General features: G+C 68.7%; 19 protein-coding genes. 6 read left to right on the top strand and 13 right to left on the bottom strand.

What is annotated here, in order from left to right:
* Positions 1–14: 14 nt before the first annotated feature.
* Entirely contained in the window at positions 15–257 is a 243-nt protein-coding gene (locus ASG62_RS02440; RefSeq protein WP_056694192.1) for a hypothetical protein, read from the top strand.
* Between the two features lie 52 nt (positions 258–309).
* Here ASG62_RS02440 and ASG62_RS02445 read toward each other — a convergent pair whose 3' ends face one another.
* The 7 genes from ASG62_RS02445 to urtA all read right to left on the bottom strand — a co-directional run bounded on the left by ASG62_RS02445 (position 310) and on the right by urtA (position 7,920).
* Positions 310–612, bottom strand: coding sequence for an urease subunit gamma (locus tag ASG62_RS02445; protein ID WP_056694189.1), 303 nt, complete (start codon positions 610–612; stop codon positions 310–312).
* A gap of 40 nt (positions 613–652) precedes the next feature.
* Positions 653–1,501, bottom strand: a complete 849-nt coding sequence (locus ASG62_RS02450) for an urease accessory protein UreD (RefSeq protein ID WP_244487555.1) — start codon at positions 1,499–1,501, stop codon at positions 653–655.
* A 292-nt stretch (positions 1,502–1,793) separates the two neighbouring features.
* A complete protein-coding gene (urtE, locus tag ASG62_RS02455; protein WP_056694186.1) occupies positions 1,794–2,489 on the bottom strand; it encodes an urea ABC transporter ATP-binding subunit UrtE in 696 nt (231 codons plus the stop codon).
* Between the two features lie 210 nt (positions 2,490–2,699).
* Complete coding sequence (urtD, locus tag ASG62_RS02460) at positions 2,700–3,461, bottom strand: urea ABC transporter ATP-binding protein UrtD (RefSeq protein ID WP_056694920.1); 762 nt, start codon at positions 3,459–3,461, stop codon at positions 2,700–2,702.
* A 101-nt stretch (positions 3,462–3,562) separates the two neighbouring features.
* Positions 3,563–4,735, bottom strand: coding sequence for an urea ABC transporter permease subunit UrtC (gene urtC / locus ASG62_RS02465; RefSeq protein ID WP_056694184.1), 1,173 nt, complete (start codon positions 4,733–4,735; stop codon positions 3,563–3,565).
* A 56-nt stretch (positions 4,736–4,791) separates the two neighbouring features.
* On the bottom strand, positions 4,792–6,414 hold the full coding sequence (urtB, locus tag ASG62_RS02470) for an urea ABC transporter permease subunit UrtB (RefSeq protein ID WP_056694181.1): 1,623 nt from the start codon (positions 6,412–6,414) through the stop codon (positions 4,792–4,794).
* A gap of 237 nt (positions 6,415–6,651) precedes the next feature.
* Positions 6,652–7,920 carry an urea ABC transporter substrate-binding protein gene (gene urtA / locus ASG62_RS02475; protein ID WP_156381936.1) on the bottom strand — a complete coding sequence of 423 codons (1,269 nt, stop codon included), beginning with the start codon at positions 7,918–7,920 and terminating at the stop codon, positions 6,652–6,654.
* Between the two features lie 286 nt (positions 7,921–8,206).
* Between urtA and ASG62_RS02480 the strand changes: the two genes are divergently transcribed.
* From ASG62_RS02480 to ASG62_RS02495, 4 genes are all read left to right on the top strand, one after another.
* Positions 8,207–11,596, top strand: a complete 3,390-nt coding sequence (locus ASG62_RS02480; RefSeq protein WP_056694173.1) for an ATP-binding protein — start codon at positions 8,207–8,209, stop codon at positions 11,594–11,596.
* The gene (locus ASG62_RS02485; RefSeq protein WP_056694171.1) at positions 11,583–12,515 is read left to right on the top strand and encodes a response regulator transcription factor; all 933 of its coding nucleotides are present in this window, start codon (positions 11,583–11,585) and stop codon (positions 12,513–12,515) included. The genes ASG62_RS02480 and ASG62_RS02485 overlap by 14 nt, the downstream gene beginning before the upstream one ends.
* A gap of 87 nt (positions 12,516–12,602) precedes the next feature.
* Entirely contained in the window at positions 12,603–12,842 is a 240-nt protein-coding gene (locus ASG62_RS02490) for an AbrB/MazE/SpoVT family DNA-binding domain-containing protein (protein ID WP_056694167.1), read from the top strand.
* Positions 12,839–13,246: a type II toxin-antitoxin system VapC family toxin gene (locus tag ASG62_RS02495; RefSeq protein WP_056694164.1), complete on the top strand. Its 408-nt coding sequence runs from the start codon at positions 12,839–12,841 to the stop codon at positions 13,244–13,246. Before ASG62_RS02490 ends, ASG62_RS02495 begins: the two co-directional genes overlap by 4 nt.
* Before the next feature lie 7 nt (positions 13,247–13,253).
* Here ASG62_RS02495 and ASG62_RS02500 read toward each other — a convergent pair whose 3' ends face one another.
* From ASG62_RS02500 to ASG62_RS02525, 6 genes are all read right to left on the bottom strand, one after another.
* Entirely contained in the window at positions 13,254–13,472 is a 219-nt protein-coding gene (locus tag ASG62_RS02500) for a hypothetical protein (protein ID WP_056694161.1), read from the bottom strand.
* A 182-nt stretch (positions 13,473–13,654) separates the two neighbouring features.
* On the bottom strand, positions 13,655–14,446 hold the full coding sequence (locus tag ASG62_RS02505; protein ID WP_056694158.1) for a formylmethanofuran dehydrogenase subunit C: 792 nt from the start codon (positions 14,444–14,446) through the stop codon (positions 13,655–13,657).
* The gene (fhcD, locus tag ASG62_RS02510; protein ID WP_244487553.1) at positions 14,443–15,372 is read right to left on the bottom strand and encodes a formylmethanofuran--tetrahydromethanopterin N-formyltransferase; all 930 of its coding nucleotides are present in this window, start codon (positions 15,370–15,372) and stop codon (positions 14,443–14,445) included. The genes ASG62_RS02505 and fhcD overlap by 4 nt, the downstream gene beginning before the upstream one ends.
* Positions 15,360–16,997, bottom strand: coding sequence for a formylmethanofuran dehydrogenase subunit A (locus tag ASG62_RS02515; protein ID WP_056694155.1), 1,638 nt, complete (start codon positions 16,995–16,997; stop codon positions 15,360–15,362). The genes fhcD and ASG62_RS02515 overlap by 13 nt, the downstream gene beginning before the upstream one ends.
* The gene (locus ASG62_RS02520; protein WP_056694154.1) at positions 16,997–18,103 is read right to left on the bottom strand and encodes a hypothetical protein; all 1,107 of its coding nucleotides are present in this window, start codon (positions 18,101–18,103) and stop codon (positions 16,997–16,999) included. Before ASG62_RS02520 ends, ASG62_RS02515 begins: the two co-directional genes overlap by 1 nt.
* 137 nt (positions 18,104–18,240) lie before the next feature.
* A complete protein-coding gene (locus tag ASG62_RS02525; RefSeq protein ID WP_056694151.1) occupies positions 18,241–18,618 on the bottom strand; it encodes a 4a-hydroxytetrahydrobiopterin dehydratase in 378 nt (125 codons plus the stop codon).
* Positions 18,619–18,694: 76 nt separating this feature from the next.
* Between ASG62_RS02525 and ASG62_RS02530 the strand changes: the two genes are divergently transcribed.
* Positions 18,695–19,672 carry a beta-ribofuranosylaminobenzene 5'-phosphate synthase family protein gene (locus ASG62_RS02530; RefSeq protein WP_056694149.1) on the top strand — a complete coding sequence of 326 codons (978 nt, stop codon included), beginning with the start codon at positions 18,695–18,697 and terminating at the stop codon, positions 19,670–19,672.
* Positions 19,673–19,969 lie beyond the last annotated feature (297 nt).

A 19,969-nucleotide genomic window follows, 5' to 3' on the forward strand; every position in this document is an offset into this window, starting at 1 on the left:
CCACGGGCACTACGATGTCACAGACGAAGCTCGCCCTTCTCGCCTCCTCGATCGCCGCAACGCTGGTGCTGGCCTTGGCCGCGCCCGCCGGCACGGCGACGCCGAGCCTGATCCGGCACGTCCATCTCAACGGCGTCTCCGGCCCCGCCTATTACTCCGTCGTCGAAGGCGGCTATCGCCCGGTCGTGGTTCGCGCGGCGAGCGCCGAACCGAAGACCGAGCAGGTCGCCGAGATCACGCCCGCCGCCGCCGACTGACGGACGTTCACGCCGGAAGACGCCCGCCAGGAAGCCGAGGCGCCCCGAAAGATCAGCGGATCGGCTCGTGCACCGTCACGAGCTTGGTGCCGTCCGGAAACGTCGCCTCGACCTGGATGTCGTGGATCATCTCGGCAATGCCCTCCATCACCTGACCACGCCCGACGACATGCGCCCCCGCCTCCATGAGGTCGGCCACCGAGCGCCCGTCCCGCGCTCCTTCCACGACGAAATCGGTGATGAGGGCGATCGCCTCGGGATGGTTCAGCTTCACGCCGCGCGCGAGGCGCTTGCGCGCGACCTCCGCGGCCATGGCGACGAGAAGCTTGTCCTTTTCGCGCGGCGTCAACTGCATGAACGGGCCTTTCGGATCGTGAATCTGAACCAGTGATCTCTCAGGTCGACCATATGCGGGGAAGCGGGCCGTCCGCCAGAGCGGCGAGCACGGGAACGAGCCGGCGTCGCAGCGCGAGGCCGCCGGATGCGACCAGCCGGACGAGGATCAGCCCGTCCACGAGGCTCGCCCCGCCGGCATCGCCGACGATCGCGCGCAAGGCGGCCAGCCGCGCTTCGGGCGCAGCGCCCTGGAAGAGAATGGTGGAAAAGGCGCGCGCCCCGCAGAGCGAAGCCGCCCGGGCCGCGACCTGCGACACGGGCCCGGAGAGCCGCAGATCGTCGGCGAAGACGAGCCGCCCCTCCCGCCGGATGCGCCAGCGGTCGCGGATCTCGCCCGTCACCACGCTCTCGCCCATCGTCTCGCGTCCCAGAATCACGCTTTCGCAGAGGATCACGGTGCTCGACGCCGCCATGTCCACCTCCAGCCGCCGCCTGAGCGCCCCGCCGTCGAAGAGGATCGTTTCCTGCGGTACGAAGAGAAACCGGGCATCGGCGCCGACATGCGCCTGCGTTTCCACCGAAGCCGCATCGCCGAGCGTGCGATAGACCCGCTCGCAGGCCTGCGTCGTCACGGTCAGGCTGGAGGCCTCGGCGAGCGTGAAGCCCTGCGACAGCCGATCGCCGCCCGCGAGCCCCCCGCAGGAATTGATGAGGATCGCCTCCGCGCCGAGACCCTCGTGAACCGTCGGAAAGCGCAGCTTCAAGGCTCCCGCCTGATGCAGCCGCCGCAGCCGCGTGCGCCCCGCCACCACCGCCACCTCCGCCCGCGCCGCGCCGACGGCACGCTGCATGCGAATGGGGGCGGCGTTGGCCGGAGAGACGGCGTCCGACGAGAGCGGGGCGTTCACGGGGCGATCGAGCGTTGGAGCGGGGATCGAGAGCGACCGTGAGGTGCGCTGCGCGGAGGTCTGCGCTCGACGGCGCCCCCCTCTGGTCTGCCGACCATCTCCCCCTCAGGTGGGGAGATCAGGCTTGTCGCGACCCTTTGCGATTTCGATCTCCCTCCAAAGCTGCCGATCTCCCCCCTTGAGGGGGAGATGGTCGGCAGACCAGAGGGGGGCGCCTCGAACCGCCCTGCGAACAGACCCCGCAATCCCGACACAACCATCACCGACACACCCAACGCATCGGCCCCGCCTATCACACCGTAAGATGCTTGCGCACCTCGGGATCGTCCAGCCCTTCCGCCGGGCCGTCGAAGACGATCTCGCCGCGGTCCATGATGTAGACCTTGTCCGCCAGCTCGCGGCAGAAATCGAGATACTGCTCGACGAGCAGGATCGCGAGCCCCGTGTTCTCCTTCAGATAGCGGATCGCCCGGCCGATATCCTTGATGATCGACGGCTGGATGCCCTCCGTCGGCTCGTCCAGGACGAGAAGGCGCGGCCGCGTCACCAGAGCCCGGCCGATCGCCAGCTGCTGCTGCTGCCCGCCCGACAAATCGCCCCCGCGCCGCCCCAGCATCGTCTTCAGCACCGGAAACATCTCGAACACATGAGGCGGGATCGTCCGATCGCTGCGCTTCAGCGGCGAAAACCCCGTCTGCAGATTCTCCTTCACCGTCAGAAGCGGGAACACCTCCCGCCCCTGCGGCACGAAGCCGATGCCCTTCCGCGCCCGCGCATACGGCGCGTCCCGCCCCAGAACCTCGCCCCCCAGCGAAATCGTCCCCGACCGGATCGGCTGCTGCCCCACGACCGCCCGCATCAGGCTGGTCTTCCCCACCCCGTTCCGCCCGAGAACGCAGGTGATCTGAGCCTCCTTCGCCTCGATCGAAACACCCCGCAACGCCTGCGCGGCCCCGTAGTAGAGATCGACATTGGACACGGTCAGCATGGCTCGGCCTTCGGTTGCGGGATGGCGGGGCTGCCGCCCCGGGCCCGGCCCGGGACGGAAGTCCCGGACCCTACTTTCTTTTTGTCTCTCAAGAGGGGCCGACGGCCCCTTTTGAGAGACAACACGAGAATGGGTTCCAAGGGACGACCGTCCCTTGGCAGGGGTCAGGGGACGGCGTCCCCTGTCTCCCACGGCGAAACCGCGCCATGCCTACCGTCCGAGGTAGACCTCGACGACGCGGGGGTCGGCGCTGACGGCGTCGAGGGTGCCTTCGGCGAGGACCGAGCCTTCGTGGAGGCAGGTGACCTTGACGTCGAGGGCCCGGACGAAGTGCATGTCGTGTTCGACGACGACGACGGAGCGGGTTCGGGCGATGTCCTTGAGGAGGCGCGCGGTTTCCTCGGTTTCGGCGTCGGTCATGCCGGCGACGGGTTCGTCGACCAGCAAGAGCTCGGGGTCCTGGGCGAGGAGCATGCCGATTTCGAGCCACTGCTTCTGGCCGTGGGAGAGGTCGGCGGCGAGGCGGTCGCGATGCTGGCCGAGGCGGGTGAGGCCGAAGATCTCGTCGATCTTGTCGGCCTCGCCTCTGGTGTTCCGATGAAGGAGCGCGGAGAAGACGCCGCGCGAGCCGGCCATGGCGAGGCGCAGGTTGTCCTCCACGGTGTGGCTGTCGAAGACGGTCGGCTTCTGGAACTTGCGACCGATGCCCATGGAGGCGATCGCGGCCTCGTCGTGGCGGGTGAGATCGACGTCGCCGCGGAAGTAGACCTCGCCGGTGTCGGGGCGGGTCTTGCCGGTGATGATGTCCATCATCGTCGTCTTGCCGGCCCCGTTCGGCCCGATGATCGCGCGCATCTCGCCCTTCTGGATGACGAGGGAGAGGCCGTTGATCGCCTTGAACCCGTCGAAGGCCTTGGTGACGCCGTCGAGATAGAGGAGGGTTTCGCGGCGGGCGCTGCCTTCGGCCTCGATGCGGGCGCGTTCGAGGGCGCGCTGGGTGGCGTAGGGATGCGGCGAGACGAAGGGCTCGGCGCGTTCGGGAACGTAGGCGGCGGTGAGTTCGGCCATGTCGGTCACTCCGCGGCGCTGGGGGCGGCATCGCCCGGCATGGTGGAGGCCGGCGAGGTGCCGATCCCGCGCTCGGCCTGCCGGGCTTTCAGGCGCTCGCGGCCGGAGGTCCAGCCGTGATCGATCGTGCCGACGATGCCGCGCGGCAGGAAGATCGTGACGAAGACGAAGAGCCCGCCGAGGACGAAGAGCCAGTAGTCGGGCGCGGCGGCGGTGAAGACGCTCTTGCCGGTGTTGACCAGCAGCGCGCCGAGGATGGGGCCGAGGATCGTGCCGCGCCCGCCCACCGCCGTCCAGACGACGACCTCGATCGAGTTCACCGGCGCGAACTCGCCGGGATTGATGATGCCGACCTGCGGCACGTAGAGCGCGCCGGCGATGCCCGCCATGACGGCCGAAAGCGTGAAGGCGAAGAGCTTCACATGGTCGGCGCGCCAGCCGAGAAAGCGCGTGCGGCTTTCCGCGTCGCGCACCGCGATCATCAGCTTGCCGAGCTTGGAGCGCGTGACGACGCCGGTGACGACGACGCCGAGCGCCAGAGCGAGGCAGGAGGCGACGAAGAGGCCGAGGCGGGTCGAAGGCGCCTGCAGGGAATAGCCGAGCAGTTCCTTGAAGTCGGTGAGGCCGTTATTGCCGCCGAAGCCCATGTCGTTCTGGAAGAAGGCGAGGAGCAGCGCGTAGGTCAGCGCCTGCGTGATGATCGACAGATAGACGCCGGTGACGCGGGAGCGGAAGGCGAAGTAGCCGAAGACGAAGGCGAGGAGGCCGGGCACGAGGACGACCATCAGCGCCGCGAACCAGAACTGGTCGAAGCCCTGCCAGAACCAGGGCAGTTCCTTCCAGTTGAGGAAGACCATGAAGTCGGGCAGCTCGGCATTGCCGTACTGACCCCGGCTGCCGATCTGGCGCATGAGATACATGCCCATCGCATAGCCGCCGAGCGCGAAGAAGGCGCCGTGGCCGAGCGAGAGGATGCCGACATAGCCCCAGACGAGATCGAGCGCGAGCGCCAGGAGCGCGTAAGTGAGATACTTGCCGATCAGCGGCACGGCATAGGGCGGGATGTGGAAGAGGCTGGTCTCGGGCAGGCCGGCGGCCAGCGGCACGAGGATGGCGGCAGCGAGCAGCGCGGCCACGACGAACCAGACGCGGGGCCCGAGAAACTTGGCGAAGAGCACCTATCGGCTCCTTGTCCTGGAGGAACGGCGGGCGAAGCGGTCGAGGGAGAGGCCGGTCATGCGTCCACGAACCTCCCCTTCTGGGCGAAGAGACCGCGCGGGCGCTTCTGGATGAAGAGGATGATGAGGACGAGCACCACGATCTTGCCGACGACGGCGCCGGCATAGGGTTCGAGGAACTTGTTGAGGATGCCGAGCGACATGGCGCCGACGAGCGTGCCCCAGAGGTTTCCGACGCCGCCGAAGACCACGACCATGAAACTGTCGATGATGTAGCCCTGCCCGAGATCGGGCGAGACGTTGTCGATCTGGCTGAGCGCGACGCCGGCGATGCCCGCGATGCCGGACCCGAGCGCGAAGGTCATGGCGTCGACGAAGGGAGTGCGGATGCCCATGGCGGAGGCCATCTTCCGGTTCTGCGTGACGGCGCGCATCTTGAGGCCGGCCGAGGTGCGGTTCAGCGCGAAGAGAAGAGCTGCGAAGACGGCGAGCGCGAAGAGGATGATCCACATCCGGTTCCAGGTGACGGCCATCAGCCCGACCTGGAAGGAGCCCGACATCCAGGACGGGTTGCCGACCTCCTGGTTCGTCGCGCCGAAGTAGAGGCGCACGGCCTGCTGCAGGATCAGCGAGACGCCGTAGGTCGCGAGCAGCGTCTCCAGCGGGCGCCCGTAGAGGAAGCGGATGAGGCAGCGCTCCATCAGGAGCCCGACGCTTCCGGCGACGAGGAAGGCGAGCGGCAGCGCGATGGCGAGCGAGTAGTCGAAGAGGAAGGGCGCATGGCTGCGGATCGCCTCCTGCACGACGAAGGTCGTGTAGGCGCCGAGCATGATCATCTCGCCATGGGCCATGTTGATGACGCCCATCACGCCGAAGGTGATGGCAAGACCGATGGCGGCCAGCAGCAGGACCGAGCCGAGCGAGATGCCGTACCAGATGTTCTGCGCCTGGCTCCAGGCCGCGATCCGGCCCTCGATCGCCTCGGCGGCGCGGGTCGCGGTCGCGGTCAGCGTCGCGTCGCCGCCGGCGCGGATGCCGGAGAGGACGGCGAGCGCCTGACGGTCGCCCCGGGCCGAGACGGTCTCGATGGCGGCGAGCTTCTCCTCGGTGGAGAGGTCGGATTTCAAGACGGCGGCCGCGCGCGCCTCGGCGAGCTTGGCCTTGATGTCGGGCACCGTCTCCTCGGCGAGCGCGGCGTCGAGGATGCCGACCTGCTCGGCGCTGGCGGAGGTGAAGAGGTTCAGCGCGGCGGAGCGGCGCACGCCCTCGTCCGGCGAGCGCAGCGTCAGGGAGCCCATGGCATCGGCGACGACGTTGCGGGTGGAGTTCTTGACCTTGACCTTTTCGAGGTCGCCCTTGGGAGCGGTGCCGGCCGGCTCGCCGGTCAGCGCGTCGAAGATCGAGAGCGGATCGCCGCCCCGGGCGATCACGACGGAATTGTCGGCCTTGCGATAGTAGAGCTCGCCCGCGGCCAGCGCGTTCAGCGCGTTCGCGACCTGAAGGTCGCCGGTCGCGGCGAGCTTCTTCACGGTCGCCTCGGTCTCGGAAAAGCTCCGCTTGCCCGCGAACTCCGCGATGATGGCGGCGGCCCCGCTCTCCTGCGCCGCGGCCGGACGGCCGGGCAGCGAGAGGAGGACGAGGGCGAGAAGGAGGAGGAGCCGCTTGACGGTCAAGGTCATGGAAAAGCGCCGATCCGCGAGGGAGTGCCGCCCGAGGGAGGCATCTTTGGAAAAACGGGGCGACGCCGAAGAAAGCGCCGCCCCGAAGGGACGATCCGGAGGTTTGGGAGCCCGGACGGATCGCCTGGGAGAAGGGGTGGTTCGGCCGTTGAAGAGACCGGGATTTGGAAGTCGGCGCCTTACGGCGCCCGCAAGCTTCATCCCGCCGCCGCTCGGCGGCGGGACCGATGAGCCGGCTTACTTCGCCGCGACCGCGCCCGCGCCGCCGCACTTGCCGGTGGCGGTGTTGAAGTTGCCGCAGGACATCGGAGCGCGCCAGTCGGAGATGAGGGGCTTGGATTCCGGCAGGTAGTCGGACCACTCGTCGCCGAGCACGAGGCCGGGCGTCTCGTAGACGACCTCGAACTGGCCGTCTTCCTGGATCTCGCCGATGAGAACGGGCTTGGTGATGTGGTGGTTGGCGCCCATGGAGGAGAGGCCGCCCGTGAGGTTCGGCACGGAGACGCCGACCATCGCGTCGATGACCTTGTCGCTATCGGTCGTGCCGGCGGCCTCGACGGCCTTCACCCACATCTGGAAGCCGATGTAATGGGCCTCCATCGGGTCGTTGGTCACGCGCTTGTCGTTCTTGGTGAAGGCCTTCCACTTGGCGATGAACTCGGCATTGGCCGGGTTGTCGACGGACTGGAAGTAGTTCCAGGCGGCGAGGTGGCCGACGAGCGGCTTGGTGTCGATGCCGGCGAGTTCCTCTTCGCCCACCGAGAAGGCCATGACCGGAATGTCCTCGGCCGTGATGCCCTGGTTGGCGAGTTCCTTGTAGAAGGGCACGTTCGCATCGCCGTTGACGGTCGAGACGACGCCGGTCTTCTTGCCCGAGGAGCCGAACTCCTTGATGGCCGCGACCTCGGTCTGCCAGTCGGAGAAGCCGAAGGGCGTGTAGTTGACCTTGATGTCCTCGGCGGCGACGCCCTTGGACTTCAGGTAGGCTTCGAGGATCTTGTTGGTCGTGCGGGGATAGACGTAGTCGGTGCCTTCCAGCACCCAACGCTCGACGCCTTCCTCCATCATGTAGTCGACGGCCGGGATCGCCTGCTGGTTCGGGGCGGCGCCGGTGTAGAAGATGTTGCGCGAGGATTCCTCGCCCTCGTACTGCACGGGATAGAACACGACGGTGTTCAGTTCCTCGGCAACCGGCAGGATGGATTTGCGCGAGACCGAGGTCCAGCAGCAGAACACGGCCGCGACCTTCTGCGCGGAGACCAGATCACGCATCTTCTCGGCGAAGAGCGGCCAGTCGGAAGCGGGATCGACGACGACGGCTTCGAGCGGCCGGCCGAGGAGACCGCCCTTGGCGTTCTGCTCGTCGATCATCATGAGCATCGCGTCCTTCAGCGTCGTCTCCGAGATCGCCATCGTGCCCGACAGCGAATGGAGGACGCCGACCTTGATCGGCTCGCCCGAGGGCTTGGTCTGCGCCATCGTGCCCGTGACGGAAGCCGAGATCATCGCGCCGGCGGCGAGACCCTTCAGCCAGTGCTTGCCCGAGAAGAAACCCATATGTCGAAACCCCCTGCCGTGATCCGGTTGGCGGCGCCATGCTGCACCGCCGTAGCCGGACCTTCGGCCAGAGGGTTGACGAGTGGTATACGTCGATTGACGTAGCTGACCCGAAGCTTGCCGGAAAAGCTCCGGCGAGCGGCGCGTGCCCCGGCCCTTCCTCGCGCACCGGGACGGTCGCGCCGCACGGAATGATTCTTGCTTCTTTCCGGGAAGGATAGGCAAGAAAGGTCCCATGGCAGGACGGCAGCGCATCCTTCCCGTTCGGCGGGACTACAATCGCTGGGTCGCGAACCAGACGCTGGAGGACTACGCCCTCCGCTTCACCGCCAAGAGCGCCCGCCGCTGGACCGCCCAGCGCGTCTCGCAGACCGCGATCGGCGCGATCTCCTTCCTGGCGCTGGAGGCGGTGGGCGGCGCGATCACGCTGTCCTTCGGCTTCGTCAATGCCGCGTGCGCCATCGTCGTCGTCTCCGCGATCCTGCTCCTCACCGGCATTCCGATCAGCCGCTATGCCGCCAAATACGGCGTCGACATCGATCTCCTCACGCGCGGCGCGGGCTTCGGCTATATCGGCTCCACCGTCACCTCGCTGATCTATGCGAGCTTCACCTTCATCCTCTTCGCGGTGGAGGCCTCGATCATGACGGCCGCGCTGGAGCTGGCCTTCGGCGTGCCGCTCTGGCTCGGCTACATCGTCTCCGCGCTCGCCGTGATCCCGCTCGTCACCCACGGCGTCTCCTGGATCAGCCGCTTCCAGCTCCTGACGCAGCCGCTCTGGATCGTCCTGAACGTCCTGCCGGTCGGCTTCATCCTCTGGAAGGACGCGGGCTCGCTCGCCGCCTGGACGGCCTTTCCCGGGCTGGAAGCCGCCGGTCTCGGCCTGCCCGACGGGTTCGACCTCCTGAAGTTCGGCGCGGCCTCCGCCGTCATCCTCGCGCTCATGCCGCAGATCGGGGAGCAGGTGGACATCCTGCGCTTCCTGCCCGCGCGCAAGGGAAAGCCCGAAGCCTCCTGGCGCTTCGCCCTCTTCGCCGCCGGCCCCGGCTGGATCGTGCTCGGTGCGCCGAAACTCTTCTTCGGCTCCTTCCTGGCGGTGCTCGCGCTGCGCGCGGGCCTTTCGCCGGAACACGCGGTCGAGCCCGCCTATATGTACGACGTCGCCTTCTCCTACGTTCTGCCCTCGCCGGGCGCGGCGGCCGTGCTCACCGCCGCCTTCGTCGTGGTAAGCCAGCTGAAGATCAACGTGATGAACGCCTATGCGGGCTCGCTCGCCTGGTCGAACTTCTTCTCCCGCCTGACGCACAGCCATCCCGGCCGCGTCGTCTGGCTGGTCTTCAACGTCGCGATCGCGCTTCTCCTGATGGAGCTCGGCATCTACGGCGCGCTGGAGGTGACGTTCGGCCTCTTCGCCAATGTGGCCGTCGCCTGGCTCGGCACGCTCGTCGCCGATCTCGCCATCAACAAGCCGCTCGGCCTCTCCCCGCCCGGCATCGAATTCAAGCGCGCTCATCTCTACGACGTGAACCCGGTCGGGCTCGGCTCGATGGGGCTCGCCGCCCTCGTCTCGCTCACCGCCTTTTCCGGCGCCTTCGGCGCGGCGGCGGCCGCGCTCTCGCCCTTCCTGGCGCTGGCCGTCGCGCTCCTCGCCGCGCCCGCCATCGCCTATGCCACCGGTGGCCGCTACTACCTCGCCCGCCGCCCCCGCGCCGAATGGGCGAACCGGATCGAGATCGACTGCTCCATCTGCGAGCACGCCTTCGAGCCGGAGGACATGGCCTATTGCCCCGCCTATGCCGGGCCCATCTGCTCGCTCTGCTGCTCGCTGGATGCGCGCTGCGGCGATCTCTGCAAGCCCCATGCGCGGCTGGAGGCGCAGGTCGCCGGCGCCGCACACGCCATCCTGCCCGCGCGCGCCGCCCGGCGCATCGACAGCCGGCTCGGCCACTATCTCGGCAGCTTCGCGCTTCTCGCCGGCATCATCTCCATCGTCCTCGGCCTCATCTACTATCAGGCGATCACGGCCAGCCCGAACGACCGCGAGATCATCGCCAAGGCGCTCTGGGCGGCCTTCTTCATCCTCCTCATCGTCGCCGGCATCGGCACCTGGTTCGTGACGCTCGCACGCGAGAGCCGGCGCGTGGCGCAGGAGGAATCGGCGCGCCAGACGGTGCTCCTCCTGAAGGAGATCGAGGCGCACCGGCGCACGGACGCCGCGCTCCAGAAGGCCAAGGAGACCGCCGAAGCCGCCTCGCTGGCGAAAAGCCGCTACGTCGTCGGCATGAGCCACGAGCTGCGCACGCCGCTGAACGCGGTCCTCGGCTATGCCCAGCTTCTGGAACGCGACGAGGCGATCCCTCTTGAGCGCCGGCGCGGCGTGAAGGTCATCCGCCGCTCGGCCGAGCATCTCTCCGGCCTGATCGACGGGCTTCTCGACATTTCGCGCATCGAGACCGGCCGGCTCCAGCTGCAGCGCGGCGAGGTTCGGCTCGCCGACTTCCTCAGCCAGATCGTCGACATGTTCCGTCTCCAGGCCGAGGCGCGGGGCCTTGCCTTCACCTATGTCCGGCCGGACGTCCTGCCCGAGACCGTGCGCACCGACGAGAAGCGCCTGCGCCAGATCCTGATCAACCTCCTCTCCAACGCCGTGAAATACACCGAGACCGGCACGGTCGGGCTGGAGGTGAGCTATCGCAGCCAGATCGCGACGCTCGCCGTCACCGACACCGGACCCGGCATCGCGCCGGACGAGATCGGCCGCATCTTCGATCCGTTCGAGCGCGGCTCGGCGACGCTCGGCGCCACGTCCGGCCTCGGCCTCGGCCTCACCATCACGCGCCTTCTCGCCAATCTCATGGGCGGCGACGTCAACGTGCGCTCGGTGCCCGGCGAGGGCAGCCGCTTCGAGGTCCGCGTCATGCTCTCCTCCGTCGCCGGCCCCGCCAAGCCGCGCCCCGGCACGGCGCTGCCGCGCGGCTACGAGGGACGGCGGCGCACGATCTTCGTCGTCGATGACGACGAGGTGCATCGCGAACTGATGCTGGAGGTCCTGCGCCCGCTCGGCTTCATCGTCCTCACCGCCGCAGACGGCCCTTCCGCGCTCGACCTCGTCTCCGGCCTTGCACCCGACCTCTTCCTCCTCGACATACAGATGCCCGGCATGAACGGCTGGACGCTGGCGCGCGCCTTGCGCGAAGCCGGGCAGGACGGGGCGATCCTGATGCTGTCGGCGACGCTCGGCGAACCGCCCGTCTCCGCCGTCGGCGAGCCACCGGCCCATCCCGCCGCGCAGGGCGCGCTGTCGAAGCCCGTGGACCTTCGCGAGCTCGTCACGCGGCTCGGCGATCTCCTGGCGCTCGACTGGACGCAGGAGCCGCAGGCCGCAGAGGAGGCCGAGCCCGCCGCCCTGTCCGGTCCCGTCGCGCCGCCCCCGCCGGCCGATCTCGCCGAGCTTCTGCGCCTCGGCCGCATCGGCTATGTCCGCGGCATCGAGGTGAAGCTCGCAGCCCTCGAGGCGGACGCGGCGCTGGCGCCCTTCGTGGAGGCCATGCGCGTCCACGTCCGGGGCTTCGATCTCAAGCGCTACGTGGCGGAGCTGGAGGCCATGGCGAATGTCCGATCCTGACCGTCCCCTTCGCATGGCGCGCGACATCGTCCTCGTGGTCGAGGACAGCGCCGATACGCTGCGCATGCTGACCGAGGCGCTGGAGGGCGCGGGCGCGACCGTGCTCGTCGCGCTCGAAGGCGCGCAGGCGCTCTCCATCGCCGCCGAGATCACGCCCGACATCGTGCTGATGGACGCGATGATGCCCGGCATGGACGGCTTCGAGACGACGCGGCGGCTGAAGGCCGATGCGGGCCTCGCCCATGTGCCCGTCATCTTCATGACAGGCCTCTCCGAGACCGAGCATGTGGTGAAGGGCCTGGAGGCCGGCGGCGTCGACTACGTGACGAAGCCCATCGTGCCCGACGAGCTTCTCGCCCGCATCCGCGTCCATCTCGCCAATGCGCGGGCCGCCCAGAGCGCCAGAGCCGCCCTCGACACGGCCGGCCGCTTCCTCCTCGCCGCCGACCGTGACGGCCATGTCCTCTGGTCGACGCCCCAGGCGATCCGCCTGCTCAACGCCGCGCTCGCCACGACCGAGGAGAGCTTCGTCCTGCCGCAATCCCTGATCGCCTTCCTGCGGTCCGGCGCCGATGCCGGTCCCGCGCCGGCCTCCGCGACGATCGAGGGCGGCGAGGGCCGCCGCCTCGTCTTCTCCTTCCTCGGCAAGGTCGGCGAGAACGAGCACCTCTTCCGCCTGACCACCGAGGAAGAGGGCGGCGAGACGGCGAAGCTGCGGCTGAAATTCCAGCTGACGGCCCGAGAGGCCGAGGTCCTCCTCTGGATCGCCCGCGGCAAGCCCAACCGCGACATCGCCGAGATCCTGTCGCTGAGCCCCCGCACGGTGAACAAGCACCTCGAAACGGTCTTCTCCAAGCTCGGCGTCGAGAACCGCGCCTCGGCCGCGATCCTCGCGATCCGGACGCTGGGGGAGGCGTGAGGGCGGGGGAGGCGTGAGGGGGCCGTAAGCTCGCAGAAGGGGCGCGGGCTTGCTATGTTGAGGCGGAACGAAGGCTGGAGAGCCGCCATGCGAATGCACATCGACAGCACAGGCAAGACGACGTTGCCTCAGCGCATTTTGGACCATCTCGGCTTAAAGGCAGGCGACGATATCGAGTTCAAAGTCGATGCGGAGGGGCGCATCTATCTTCAGCGCGCCGATCTCGATCCTCCTGCGGCAAGAGATGGTCTCGATCGCATTCGTGGAATCATGAAAAACGGTTTGAGCACGGACGACATCATGAAGATGACGCGTGGTGAGGAGTGACGGTCCTCGTCGACACGAACGTTCTTCTCGACATCGTATCCAGCGATCCGATCTGGTTGGAATGGTCCATCACGCGCGTCCGCGAAGCGCTTGGGAGCGGCGCCGTCGTGATCGATTCGGTCATCTACGCTGAACTTTCCGTCGGACTCGACAGCGTCGAAGCTGTCGACGCGGTGCTTTCGGAAACCGGTGTCACCATGGTCGAAACGCCTCGTTTCGCTCTCTTCCTCGCCGGCAAGACCTTCCATGAGTACAAGAAAAGAGGTGGCCCGCGAACCGGCGTCCTGCCCGACCTCTTTATTGGTGCACATGCCAGCGCGGCCCGCATCCCTCTGATCACACGGGACGCGAGGCGCTACCGTTCTTACTTTCCGGATCTAAAATTGATCACGCCCCACCAGTAGGCGTCCCTCAAATCCCCTGCTTGCGGTCCTCCGGCCAGGCGCATGTCCAGCTCTTCACCGTCCAGTCCTGATGGTTGCCGGCCCATTCCGCGACATAGGGGCTGGAGAGCATCATGCATTGGGCGAGCGTGCCGCGGCTCTCGTAGTAGAGATGCTCTTCCTTGCAGGTTGTGGGGCTGGCGGCCATGCACACCGACAGGACGAGATCGATCATCGCGCCTTCCATATCCTTCTCCCAAAGGTCAGGTCGTGAACGGTGCCCACCGCGCCCGCCGATCGCCCGGCGGATGTCCTTTCATGATAGCGCCGGGCCGCCGGAGCGCCCATCACAAAGCCGGGACCGCGGCGCCATGGCGCGGCCGTCAGTCCTCCACCGGAGGCGCAAGGGCCCCGGCCTTGCCCCGGCCGTCAGGCCGGCACGAAGACCTCGCCCATCGACGACACCGCCGTATCGCCGGCCAGACGCCGCATCGGGCGGCCGTCGAAAATGTCGGGAAAGGCCCGCGTCAGAAGCCGGAGCACAATGAAGTCCTGCGGGCCGTTGTCGAGGAAGGTCGGCCCGAGCGGCTCCGCGCCGCCGGTGAAGACCAGCGTCCCCCGCTTCATCAAGGCGCCCGCGCCCCGGCCGGCCCGGCCCTTGCAGAGAAGGCTTCCCGCGATCATCCGGCAGCCGGCATTCGGGCCGCAATCGCCGGTGATAAGGATTGTGCCCCGCCGCATCCGGTCGCCCGCCCGCGCACCGGCCGAGCCGGAGACGCGGATCGTGCCGCCCGCTAGGCCCGCCGCCTCGCCGAAGCCGGGTCCGCCGAGATCGTCGCCGGCATCGCCCGAGATCGACAACACGCCGCCGCGAAGGCCCGATCCCGCGAACGCGCCGACCGAGCCGCGAATCTCGAGAAGGCCGTCCGCCATGCGCCGCCCGACATGGATGCCGGCATCGCCCTCGACGAGGATCGCGCCCCCGTCCAGCGCCTCGCCCAGCCGGTCGAAGCGCTCCGAGCCGCCGTCGAAGCGGATGTCCGCCGCATCGTCGCCGGTGACGGCAAAGACGTCGCCGACATGGAGCGGATGGCGCGTCGTGCCGATGGCGAGCCTCTCGATCCCGCGCGCGCCCAGCCCCGCGAGCTTGGACGGCACGAGGCCGGAGAGGTCGAGCCGCTCGGCCGGCTCGGCTTTCAGCGTGAAGGTGAGCCCGCTCATGGGAGGAGATCCTTCAGGTGGAAGTGGTGCGGCCCGAGATTGCCGCCATAATTGCCGGCCCCGACCCGAAGACACCCGTCCTCCGGCCCGAGATTGATCACGGCCTTCAGCCCCGCGCGCATGGCGTCGGCGACGATGCCGGCGGTCAGCCCGTCGATCACGATCTCCAGGACCGAGCCGATCTCTTCCGTCAGCTGGCTGTTCGTCACGCCCTTCAGCGTCGGGCAATAGGCGTCGTTGGTGGAGGCCATCATGCCCTTGTACTTGCCGCCGACCTTGGAGCCCGAGCGCACCACGCCGCCGGGAAAGGGCATGATCGCGCCGGACACGGCGTGGATCGCCTCGACGGCGGCCTCGGCCGCGCGCAGCGCGCGGGCCGCATCGCGCGCCAGGAAGAGGAGATTGCCGCCGCCGACGGCCTCCTCGGTCATGCCCGTCTTCGCCTCGCAGAGGAACTCGCCCTCCATCACCGGCATCCGCCAGTAATGTTTGCCGGCGAACTTCTTGGAGATCTGCCAGCCGTCCGCGAAGTAGCGGATGGCATTGCCGAGATCGATCTCGCGCGATCCCTCCAAGCCCCGGTAGCAGGCCGAGGAGGGGCTGGTCAGAATGCACTGGCCAAGGCGGGTCACGAGTTGCTTTTCCAGCATGTCCGGCGACATGCCGAAGATGAGGATCATCGCGCCCGGCCGCCCGTCCGGCGTCTCCTCCGGCGTCAGCAGCCGGTCGATGCCGGCCTCGCAGCCGCAGGCGATGACGGAGGTCGCAAAGCCCGTCATCGAGCGCGCGGCCTCCAGCACCCATTTCTCGTTCGCCGCCGTCACGACGATGCCCGATCCCGCCATGGGAAAGGCCTCGGCGAACGTGTCGTCGATCGCAACGCCGTTGCGCACCATTGCCGGCGCCATCGTGCTCACCTGCGCCATGCCACCTCCCCGAACGGATGCGCCGCGCCGACGGCCGCTTCGGACACGCCGAAGAAGCGCGAGGGCAGGCCGAAGCGGTCCTCGTAGAACCGGTCGAGCCGCTTGCTCATCGAAGCCTCCGTGCGCGTTTCCAGGGAGAGCGTGCGTCCCATCCGGCGGTTCACGACGATGCCGTCCTCCACGACCTTCACGCCGTCCTTGAAGAGAAGCGCTGCCCGGCCGAACTGTGCCGCCTTGTCGTCCGATGCCGCATAGACCGCGACGTCGGCGACCTGACCCGGCGCGAGCCCTCCGCGGTCGGACAGGCCGAGAAGCTTGGCGGGCGCGGCGCGCGTCATGATCGCGATCTCCCGCAACGTGTATTCCCGGTCGAGTTCGGCAAGGCGCGTCGCCTTGACCACGGCTTTGGGCAGCGCATCCAACCATCGGCGGCGCACCTCGCGGTCCATCAGCAGCGCGAAGAGGTCGGGATAGGCCGTGAAAGGCGCGCCGTTCGGGTGGTCGGTGGTAAAGAAGACGCGCCAGGGGTCCTCGATCAGGAGGAACAGCTCCAGCCCGATCGCCCATTGCAGCGCGTTGTAGAAGCTCTTCGCCTTGTAATCGATCGGCACGACGCCGCCGCCATTGCCCTCGCCGTCGACGATGACGCTCTTCTTCGGGCTCGCCGTCGCACGCCCGGCGAACTGGCGCAGCGCGTCGGAGGAAACGGTGACGGTCTGGCCGAACATGACCTGACCGATATCGACCGTCACCTCGGGCCGCGCATTGACGATCTCGGCGAGCCGCGTGCCCTCCGAGGAGAAGCCGCGCTTGCCGCCCGCGCCATAGCCGTAGAACTGGATATGGGCGAAGTGCAGCGGGAGGCCTTCGGCCGCCTCCATCGTGGCGACGACCGAGTCCGAGCCTGTACCGGGCACGCCGAGATTGTTGCAGTGGACATGCAGCGGATGCGGCACGCCGAGGCGCGTTACCGAGGCCTGCAGGCCCTTCACGATGGCGCGCGAGGAAACGCCGTAATCGGGCACCACGTCGTCGAAGGAGAAGGTGCGCACGTTCTCCTTGAAGGCCGCCGAGCCCCCGGCATTGATCGTCTTCACGCCGAGCGCCCGCGTCGCCGAGACGACGCTCGCCACATAGTCGTCGATCGCCTGCTCGCTCTCCCCGTCGCGCAGCATGGAGAGGAGCATGTCGTCATTGCCGAGAACGACGAGCGTGCCCTTGTCGATGATGGGAATATCGGCAAGCTCGAGATGGGCGTGGAGCGCCGAGGACGGGCTCATCGCCGGCTCGACGACGGTCGTGAAGCCCATTTCGGCATAGCGAAGGCCGGTCTCCTCGGTCGTCCAGCCGACCTTGGAAAGCTTGGTGTCGGACGGCCGCGCCAGATGCGCCTTGTGGAACTCCGGCAGGAGCAGGCGCGCGGTGTTCACATGCCCGCCCGCGATGTGGGAATGGATGTCGATTGCCCCCGCCATCACGATGCGGCCGGTGCAGTCGATGACCTCCTCGGCCGTGCCCTCCGCCGACGCCTCGGCGATCCGCCCGTCCTCGATATGGAGATCGCGGATCTCGTCGATGCCCTGCACGGGATCGACGACATGGCCGCCTGTCAGTCGAATGCGCATCAGGCGGCCCTCCCGGCGGCGAGAAGAGGTTCGAGCGCGTCCGCGAGAGCGGCGAGAACCTCCCCCGCGCTCTTTCGGTCTGAGGTCTCGGTCGCGCCGGGCGTCGAGGCGAAGCTCGCCAGCCGCTCGTCCCAGAGAGCGCCGGTGCCCTCCCCGGCCGGCGCCACCTCGAAGGCGATCGCGGCCCCGTTCGGCGGCTCCGAGGCGATGGAGATCACCGGCACGCCCCCGCCGGGCAGGCCGAGCGAGACGCCCGCCCGCGCATCGACATGGACGGCGAGATCGCATTCGCCGGAGGCCAGAAGCCGTCCCGTCTCGAAGAGAAGCGGATCGTGGACGGCCTCGCCGCGCGCGAAGCTCACCCGAAGCGGATAGCCGGAGAGCCAGGTCGCGACCTCCGCCGCGCCATGCGCCTCGCCGGCCTCGCCGAGCGGCACGGCGCTCGCGCGGGTCGTGGCGTTCAGCTCGGAGACGAGCGCGGTCAGCGATTCGATGGCGATTGGATCGAGCGCCCCCGCCGACCAGACGACGGTCGCGAACTGCGCTCCCGCGAGCCACGCGCCGAGCTCGACGACCCTCTCGGCGCCGGGCGCCGCCCGATCGAACCGGCGGCCGGCCAGGCTGGCGCGCACCATGCCGACGAAGCCGGCGATCTCGCCCGCCGCCACCGGCAAGGGATCGACCGACACGCCCGAAAGGCTGGAGCCCTCGCCCCCGCCGAGCCACACGACCTGCCGGACCGCGCCCGCCGCCCGGCCGAGATCGGGCGCGCCTTCCAGGAGAAAGGCGAGCAGCTCCGGCGCCGTCTCGGCGGCATCGGCGCCGACGAGGAGCACGCGGTCCGCGCGGCGCCGGAGTTCGGCGGGCACGCCGCGAAAGAGCCCGGCTCGCCGGAGGATGTCGAGATTGCGGTAGAGCACCGTCGAGCGCGCATGGTCGAGCACGCCGCCGGCCGTCTCGGCCAGCCGGACGGCGGCGCGAACGCCTGCGACGTCGGTGGCGAGCCCCGTGATCAATGGAAGGCGGCTCGATGCGAGCCGGAGCGCGGCGGCCGAGACGGCCTCCGCGAAGGGGGCCGGAGCCCCGTCGATCCATGCCTTGCCCAAAACGAAATCGCTTTCTGGCGCCCGCGGCCAGTTAAATGGAATGCGCGCGCCGCGCAAACCCCGTCGGCGAGGGTTTGCGCAGGAAATCGATCGCCCGGCCGGTCGCGGGGCATCCATCTGAGGCCCGAGGGCGCCCCCTACTTGTCGTGCTTGATATAGGCGAAGCGCGGATCGTCCGGCGTTCCCGTTAGCGCGCCGCCCTCCTGGCCCGGCTGCCAGCCGACGACTTCCTCGATCTTCCGGGCCAGCTCGAAATCCTTGTCGGTCACGCCCTTGGCCGCGTGGTTCATCAGCCGGACCTCCACCCAGGCATAGGAGGCGGTGAGGTCGGGATGGTGGAAGGCGGCCTCGGCGAGATGGCCGATCGTGTTGATCACCATCAGCGTCCCCTTCCAGGAATGGGTCTTGTAGGTCCGCCGTATCCAGCCGTCCTCCAGGCGCCAGGCCGGCAGCTCGGCCTCCAGGCGCTTGAGGATTTCGGAGGGCTCGTAGGTTGTTTCCTTAAGGGCCGCCATGGTTCTTCTCTTCTCCCTTGCCGGTTCGCATTCGATCGGAATAATAGGCAATAGGGCACAGGAAGGCAGGCATTTCTTGGCAGCGAACGTCATCAGCGTCTCCGCACCGGCCCGGTTGCATCTCGGCTTCCTCGATATGCATGGCGGCCTCGGCCGCCTCTTCGGCGGAATCGGCATGGCGCTCTCGGCGCCGGCGACCCGGATCAGCATCTCTCCCTCCGACCAGACGATCGTCGAGGGCCCCGACCGCACGCGCGCCCGCTGGCATCTGGAAGCCATGCGCTCGCGGCTCGGTATCGACCAGCTTCATCATCACCTCGTCATCGAGGAGACGATCCCCCATCATTGCGGCCTCGGCTCGGGCACGCAGCTCGCGCTTGCCGTCGCCGCCGCCCTTCGCACGCTGGAGGGGATCGACCTCGATCCCGAAGGCGACGCGGCCTATCTCGGCCGGGGCGCGCGCTCGGGCGTCGGCGCCGGCTTCTTCCTCGAAGGCGGCGTGCTCGTCGACGGCGGCAAGGGCCGGGGCGACAGCCCGCCGCCCGTCATCGCCCGGCTGCCCTTCCCGGCCGCCTGGCGCGTGATCCTCGCCTTCGATCCGGCCAGCCAGGGCATGCACGGCGGAGCCGAGACGGATGCGTTCAAGGCGCTCCCCCTCTTCCCCGAGCGCGATGCGGCCGATATCTGCCGCCTCGTTCTCATGCAGGCGCTACCGGGACTGGCGGAAAGCGACATCACCGCCTTCGGCAGGGCCATCGCCGAGATCCAGATCCGCGTCGGCCGCCATTTCCAGCCGGCCCAGGGCGGCATCTACTCCTCGCCGCGCGTCGCGGCCGCCATGCAGCGCCTCACGGTGGCCGGCGCGCACGGCGCCGGGCAAAGCTCCTGGGGCCCGACCGGCTTCGCCTTCGCGGCGAGCCAGGCCGAGGCCGAGGCGCTGGTCGCCCAGCTGGACGGGGACCGCGAGGGCGCCGGGCTCGACATCCGCATCGTCGAGGGCCGCAACACCGGCGCCACCGTCGAGCGCCATGCGGAGCTGGCGAACGCCCGCTGAGCGCTTCGAAAAAACGGGGCGCCATGGCACCGCCCGAGACCGATCGCCCGGATACGGGAGCGGCATGGCGGGCGCGGCCGGGGTCCGCGAAACTCTCGGATCGCGCGGCCCGAACATTCGCCCTAAGATCGATTCCGATCGCGGGGACGATGCTGTAGAAGGTCGGCGTCGCCGAGCGATCGGCAGACGGGGAGGCGCCGAGAACCGGCGCTTCGACGGACCGCCCGGGCGGTCCAGACCACGCCCTCGAAGGGCCAAGCGCCGGGCCAGCCGCGCGCCACCGCCGGCATGTCAGCC

Origin of the sequence: Aureimonas sp. Leaf427, assembly GCF_001425485.1 — a bacterium.
Lineage (GTDB): Bacteria > Pseudomonadota > Alphaproteobacteria > Rhizobiales > Rhizobiaceae > Plantimonas.

Excerpts from the sequence above, each read along its gene's own strand:
- ASG62_RS02440 (WP_056694192.1), top strand. The coding sequence starts at position 15 with ATGTCACAGACGAAGCTCGCCCTTCTCGCCTCCTCGATCGCCGCAACG.
- ASG62_RS02445 (WP_056694189.1), bottom strand. The coding sequence starts at position 612 with ATGCAGTTGACGCCGCGCGAAAAGGACAAGCTTCTCGTCGCCATGGCC.
- urtE (WP_056694186.1), bottom strand. The coding sequence starts at position 2,489 with ATGCTGACCGTGTCCAATGTCGATCTCTACTACGGGGCCGCGCAGGCG.
- urtB (WP_056694181.1), bottom strand. The coding sequence starts at position 6,414 with ATGACCTTGACCGTCAAGCGGCTCCTCCTCCTTCTCGCCCTCGTCCTC.
- urtA (WP_156381936.1), bottom strand. The coding sequence starts at position 7,920 with ATGATCTCGGCTTCCGTCACGGGCACGATGGCGCAGACCAAGCCCTCG.
- ASG62_RS02480 (WP_056694173.1), top strand. The coding sequence starts at position 8,207 with ATGGCAGGACGGCAGCGCATCCTTCCCGTTCGGCGGGACTACAATCGC.
- ASG62_RS02485 (WP_056694171.1), top strand. The coding sequence starts at position 11,583 with ATGTCCGATCCTGACCGTCCCCTTCGCATGGCGCGCGACATCGTCCTC.
- ASG62_RS02490 (WP_056694167.1), top strand. The coding sequence starts at position 12,603 with ATGCGAATGCACATCGACAGCACAGGCAAGACGACGTTGCCTCAGCGC.
- ASG62_RS02500 (WP_056694161.1), bottom strand. The coding sequence starts at position 13,472 with ATGGAAGGCGCGATGATCGATCTCGTCCTGTCGGTGTGCATGGCCGCC.
- ASG62_RS02505 (WP_056694158.1), bottom strand. The coding sequence starts at position 14,446 with ATGAGCGGGCTCACCTTCACGCTGAAAGCCGAGCCGGCCGAGCGGCTC.
- fhcD (WP_244487553.1), bottom strand. The coding sequence starts at position 15,372 with ATGGCGCAGGTGAGCACGATGGCGCCGGCAATGGTGCGCAACGGCGTT.
- ASG62_RS02515 (WP_056694155.1), bottom strand. The coding sequence starts at position 16,997 with ATGCGCATTCGACTGACAGGCGGCCATGTCGTCGATCCCGTGCAGGGC.
- ASG62_RS02525 (WP_056694151.1), bottom strand. The coding sequence starts at position 18,618 with ATGGCGGCCCTTAAGGAAACAACCTACGAGCCCTCCGAAATCCTCAAG.